Source organism: Nocardiopsis sp. TNDT3 (genome assembly GCF_003427465.1).
GTDB lineage: Bacteria > Actinomycetota > Actinomycetes > Streptosporangiales > Streptosporangiaceae > Nocardiopsis > Nocardiopsis dassonvillei.
In genome coordinates, this window is the sequence record NZ_QPFC01000303.1 from 1 (window position 1) to 5446 (window position 5446).

A 5446-nucleotide genomic window follows, 5' to 3' on the forward strand; every position below is an offset into this window, starting at 1 on the left:
CTTCACGGGGGCCTTCCGGGGGTGAGGGGCGGGCGTGGGCGAGGACCCACGGTTCCCCGTTACCCGTTCGGAGCCGCCTCACGCCGCGAACCGCGCAGCCACGGGGGTTCCGTGCCCGCGTCCCGCTCTTGCACGGTCCGTCCCGCGCCCCCGCATCCCGCTCTCGCGTGCTCCGTCCCGCGCCCCCCGGCGCCGGTGGGAACCGTTCCGGGCCGTACGCCGTACCGACGGCACCGGCGGAGCCGTCTCCAGAGGAGGCCCGCGCCCGGCGGAGGCCGCCACGGACTTCCGCGAGCCCCGGGGAGGCCCGCGCCCGGTTCCGCGTGCCGTACCGGCGATCCTCGCGGCGGCGCCTCCCCGCTGTGGAGGCCCGCCGCCCGCGTCCCCGTTCAGGGGTTCCGGGCCCCGGACGGGTTCAGGCCGGGTCCGGTGCGCCCCGGAAGGTGCGCCGGTAGGCGCTGGGGGACACGCCCAGTTCGGCGTGCATGTGCTGGCGCAGCGACGCCGCCGTGCCGAAACCCGCCTCGTGCGCGACCCTGTCCACCGGCAGGTCCGACTCCTCCAGCAGCTGCCGGGCCCGGTCCAGGCGCTGCCGGGCGACCCACTGGCCGGGCGAGAGCCCCACCTCGTCGCGGAAACGGCGGGTGAGGGTACGCACGCTCACGGCCTCCTGGAGGGCCATCTCCCGCAGGCCCGGCTGGAGGTGCAGGTGTTCCAGGGCCCAGGCGCGCGCCCGACCCGTCGCGGCACGCTCCGGCGCGGGCACGGGACGGCGGATGTACTGGGCCTGGCCGCCGTCGCGGTGGGGCGGGACGACGGTGCTGCGCGCCACCTCGTTGGCCACGGCGGCGCCGTGGTCGAGCCGGATCATGTGCAGGCCCAGGTCGATGCCCGAGGCGACCCCGGCAGCTGTCAGCACACGCCCGTTGTCGGTGTACAGCACGTCCGGGTCCAGGTCGATGCCGGGGTACATGGCGCGGAAGTAGCCCGCGGACTTCCAGTGGGTGGTCACGCGGCACCCGTCCAGGAGCCCGGCCGCGGCGAGCACGAACGCGCCGGTGCAGATCGAGGCCACGCGCGCGTTCGGCGGGATGCGCGCGACGGCCGCGGCCAGAGCCGGCGCGAGGGGGGCGTGCGGGCGTTCGCCGTAGTCCTCGTCGGCGGCGGGCAGGATCACCGTGTCCGCCTCGTCGAGGGCCTCCGGTCCGTGGGCCACGTTGATCGTGAAGTCGGTGTCGGTGCTGATCTCCCCCGGTTCCAGCGCGCAGGTGACGACTTCGTAGAGCAGCTCCCCGTCGGCGCTCCGGGCCTGGCCGAACAGGCGGTGGACGATGCCCGCCTCGATGGGCAGCAGGCCGTGCCGGACGAGGACGGCCACGCGGTGGCGGCCGGGCCGCGAGAAAATCCTCATGGCCTGATTCTTGCGCATGTTGGCTTTCAGGACACTGTCGGGGGAGGTGCCCGCGCAGGAGCCTGAGGCCATGGCCGAGAACACCGCTTCCGCGCAAGAGCCCGCACGCACCCCGTTCCACCGCGCGTGGCTGGTCGCCCTCGTCGCGTGCCTGACCATCGTCGCCGCGGCGGCCTTCGCCGCGATGCCCGGAGTCCTGACCGATCCCCTGCACGCCGAGTACGGGTGGTCCCGCGGGGCGATCGGTGCGGCGGCCTCGGTCAACATGCTCGTCTACGGCCTGATCGCCCCCTTCGCCGCGGCGCTGATGGACCGGTTCGGTGTCCGCGGGGTCGCCCTGGCGGCCCTGGGCGCCGTCGTGGCGGGGGCCGGACTGACCCTCGTCATGACCACCGCCTGGCAGCTGACCCTCTACTGGGGGCTGCTCGTCGGCGCGGGCACGGGGTCACTGGCGATGACGTTCGCCGCCACGGTGGCCGACAACTGGTTCGTCCGACGCCGTGGGCTGGTCATCGGCGCCCTGACCGGGGCCAGCGCCTTCGGCCAGCTGGTGTTCCTCCCCGCGCTGGCCTGGATCGTGGACCACCGCGGATGGCGTCCGGCCATCGTGACCCTGGTGCTGACGGCGGGCGTCATGATCGTCCTCGTCGCCCTGGTGCTGCGGAACCACCCGGCCGACCTGGGACAGCGCCCCTACGGTTCCCCGGTCTTCGTGGACAGGCCCCGAGCGGACCGGGGCGCGGCGCGCCGAACCGTGCGGGTCCTGTCCTCCTCGGTGCGCAGTCGCCGGTTCTGGCTCCTGGGCGGAGCGTTCGCGATGTGCGGCGCGACCACCAACGGCATCATGTGGACCCATTTCGTACCCGCCGCCCAGGACCAGGGGATGGCCGTCACGGTCGCGGCGGCGCTGGTGTCGGCGATCGGCGTCTTCTCCCTGGTGGGGACGGTCCTGTCCGGATGGCTCACCGACCGGGTGGACCCGCGCCTGCTCCTGGTCGCCTACTACGCGGGTCGGGGCGTGCTCCTGGCCGCGCTGCCCGCGCTGCTGGGGCCGGACGCCGGAGCGGCGATGGCGGCCTTCGTTCTGGTGTTCGGCCTGCTCGACGTCGCGACGGTGCCCCCGACCATCCTGCTGTGCCGCCGGCTCTTCGGCGCAGACGGGGCCATCGTCTTCGGGTGGGTCAACGCCGTCCACCAGGTCGGCGCGGGGTCCATGGCGGTCTTCGGCGGCTTCGTCCGCGACGTGGGCGGAAGCTACGGGCCGGTGTGGCTGACGGGCGCCGCCCTGTGCGCCGTCGCCGCGATGCTGGCCCTCAGGGTGCCGCGCGGCACGGGCTCCGACCTCGCGGACGAGGGGTCCGGAGGGGCCCGTGACCACGAGCGCAGGAGGGTGTGAGCGCGATGGGGGACACCGGAACCCGGGGCGGCGCCGAGGGTCCCGCGTGCGCCGGTGCCGGGGTCGGTCCGGGTACGGCCCGCGGGGCCGGGCGCCCGTCACCAGGGTTCTCCGCCGTGCTGGTGGTCCTCGCCGCCCTGGTGGCCTACGTGGGGTTCGCCGGGCTGGAGCAGGGACTGCGCGCGGCGCGCGGCGAGGGGGTACCGGGCGTGTTCACCGCGACGAGCATCACCTGCGTCCAGCACCCGGGGCACGAGTCGTGCACCTGCAACGGCACCTTCACCGGTGCGGGGGGAGGAGAGCCGCGCGGGGTCTACCTGCACGCGGCCGGGCGCGACACCTGCGAGGAGGGAGCGCGGATCCCGGCCGTGGACGCCGGGGCCGCCAACCGCGTCTACGGCCCCGACGGCTCCCGCGAGTGGATCCTGTCCTCGCTCGTCCTCGCGGCGTGCCCGGCCCTGGTCGGCGGTGTCGCGGCGAACTGGGTGCGCTACCTGCGGCGCGGACCGGCGAAGGAGTGACCGGCCCCGGACGCGGACCGCCCCGGGCGGACCCGGCGGTCCGCCCGGGGCGGTGGGAACCGGTGCCCGCACGAGGGACGGGAGGCGTACGGACACCGGGCACGGGCCGGGGGACGGGCTGGGAGTGTCCGGCCCGCGGTCCGGAGCCGCGGTCGGCTGGGTGGACCGTCCGCCGACCGCGGCGAGCCGCTGACCGCGCCCGGGTATCGCGGCGCGGGCTCAGCCGCGCGGTGCGCCCACGGGGGCGTGCCGCTCCCCGCCTCCCTCACCGGAGGCGTCGGCGGTCCGCGACTCCCCGGCGGCCGTGTCGGAGTCGGCCGTCCTGGCCTCCTCGGCCTCCGAGCCGTCGCCCCCGGCCGTGCCGGAGGCCTCCGCGGCCCCACCGGAACCCTCGGCGGGCTTGTCGTAGCTCATGAGGGCGTCCATGTCGATGCTGTCCGGGTTCCTCAGCGTGTGGGTGAGGCGCTCGCGGTCCAGGCCGCCGGTCCAGCGGGCGATGACCAGGGTGCCCACCGCGTTGCCGATGAGGTTGGTCAGGGCGCGGCCCTCGGACATGAAGCGGTCGATGCCGACGATGAGCGCGATGCCCGCCAGCGGGATCACGTCGCCGAACGCGGCCAGCGAGGCGGCCAGGGTCACCAGACCGGCACCGCTGACGCCCGCCGCGCCCTTGCTGGAGAGCAGCATGAACAGCAGCAGTCCGACCTGGGTCCAGACGGAGATGTCCGAACCGGTGGCCTGGGCGATGAAGATGGCGCCCATGGTCATGTAGATCGCGGTGCCGTCCAGGTTGAAGGAGTACCCGGTCGGGATGGTCAGGCCCACCACGGACTTCTTGGCGCCCGCGGCCTCCAGCTTGGTCATCATGCGCGGCAGCACCGACTCGCTGGAGGAGGTGCCCAGCACGATGAGGAGCTCGTCGCGGATCAGGCGCACCAGGCGGAACAGGCTGAACCCGGCCAGGCGGCTGACGAGCCCCAGGACGACGACGATGAACAGGACACAGGTGACGTAGAAGCTGAGCATGAAGTAGGCGAGACTGCTGAGCACCTGGCCGCCGTACTCGCCGATGGTGAAGGCCATGCCGCCGAAGGCGCCGACGGGCGCCGCGTACATGACGATCTTGATGACGCCGAACATGATGTGCGACATCGTGTCCAGGGCGCGGACGGCGGGCTCGCCGCGCCTGCCGAGCATGGTCAGGGCGCAGGCGACCAGGATGGCCAGGACCAGGACCTGGATCAGCTCGCCCTCCACGAACGCGGAGAAGAACGAGTCGGGGATCATGTGGAGGATGAAGCCGGAGAAACCGGTTCCGCCCGCCTCGGCCTCGGCGATGGTGTCCGCGGCGTCGGCCTCGTCGAAGGACACGTTCAGGCCCACGCCCGGACGCATGACGTTGACGGTGACCAGGCCGATGGCCAGGGCGAGCACGGTCAGCGCGGTGAAGTACACCAGGGTGCGCAGGGCCAGCCCGCCCGCCTTGGCCAGGTTGCCCAGACCGGCGATGCCCACGACGACGGTACAGAAGATGGTCGGGGCGATGACGACCTTGACGAGCTTGATGAACAGGTCGGCCAGCCAGCGCATGTCCGCGGCCCAGGCCGGGAAGAGCAGACCGACGGCGATGCCGAGCGCGATACCGACGAGCACCCAGAAGTACAGGTGACGGTAGATGGGCTTCCTGCGCCTGGGCGGTGCCTTGTCGGCACTCTGCCCGGGGGCGGCGGCGCGTCCGGGACTCGGCATGGCCTTCTCCTCCAGGTCCTGTGTAGCGGGTCACAGGAACCTTCACGCCAGAGGCGCGTAACGGCCAACCCACGAGGGGGAAACTTAAGGTTTACCTGACATTTGATCACTTTCGGTGGTACGGCACCGCATCTCTGTTCACTGAGGGTGCTCGTGTGTCCGGGTGCTCGCGAGGACCGGTGGCTCCCTGTGAGGGGCGTGGCGGGGATGGTCGGCCCGCCTGTGACCGGAGGATGCCCTGACCTGCGTTGACGCCGGTCTCCGATTCGGCTGGCGGTAACGGAGGGCAACAGATCCGGTAGCGGGCTCACAACGCGGACAAGCCCTGGAAGGGCGCCCCGCGCCGACGCCCCCGCGCCGACGCCGCCG

General features: G+C 73.4%; 4 protein-coding genes. 2 read left to right on the plus strand and 2 right to left on the minus strand.

Annotated features, from left to right (window positions below; translation table 11 throughout):
• Positions 1 to 415: 415 nt before the first annotated feature.
• Positions 416 to 1411 (minus strand): GlxA family transcriptional regulator, encoded by a 996-nt coding sequence (locus DQW06_RS08195; RefSeq protein WP_071622616.1) that lies wholly within the window; start codon positions 1409 to 1411, stop codon positions 416 to 418.
• Positions 1412 to 1481: 70 nt separating this feature from the next.
• Here DQW06_RS08195 and DQW06_RS08200 point away from each other — a divergent pair, with 70 nt between their 5' ends.
• Both DQW06_RS08200 and DQW06_RS08205 read left to right on the plus strand, forming a co-directional pair.
• Positions 1482 to 2807 carry an MFS transporter gene (locus tag DQW06_RS08200; protein ID WP_117198235.1) on the plus strand — a complete coding sequence of 442 codons (1326 nt, stop codon included), beginning with the start codon at positions 1482 to 1484 and terminating at the stop codon, positions 2805 to 2807.
• 5 nt (positions 2808 to 2812) lie between these two features.
• Positions 2813 to 3328: a hypothetical protein gene (locus tag DQW06_RS08205; RefSeq protein ID WP_013154555.1), complete on the plus strand. Its 516-nt coding sequence runs from the start codon at positions 2813 to 2815 to the stop codon at positions 3326 to 3328.
• Between the two features lie 219 nt (positions 3329 to 3547).
• Here the strand turns inward: DQW06_RS08205 and dctA are convergent, their stop codons facing one another.
• On the minus strand, positions 3548 to 5077 hold the full coding sequence (gene dctA, locus DQW06_RS08210) for a C4-dicarboxylate transporter DctA (RefSeq protein ID WP_117198236.1): 1530 nt from the start codon (positions 5075 to 5077) through the stop codon (positions 3548 to 3550).
• Between the last annotated feature and the right edge of the window lie 369 nt (positions 5078 to 5446).

What these genes read in the sequence shown, in the direction of transcription:
- DQW06_RS08205 (WP_013154555.1), top strand. Translation starts at nt 2,813, where the DNA reads ATGGGGGACACCGGAACCCGGGGCGGCGCCGAGGGTCCCGCGTGCGCC.
- DQW06_RS08195 (WP_071622616.1), bottom strand. Translation starts at nt 1,411, where the DNA reads ATGAGGATTTTCTCGCGGCCCGGCCGCCACCGCGTGGCCGTCCTCGTC.
- DQW06_RS08200 (WP_117198235.1), top strand. Translation starts at nt 1,482, where the DNA reads ATGGCCGAGAACACCGCTTCCGCGCAAGAGCCCGCACGCACCCCGTTC.
- dctA (WP_117198236.1), bottom strand. Translation starts at nt 5,077, where the DNA reads ATGCCGAGTCCCGGACGCGCCGCCGCCCCCGGGCAGAGTGCCGACAAG.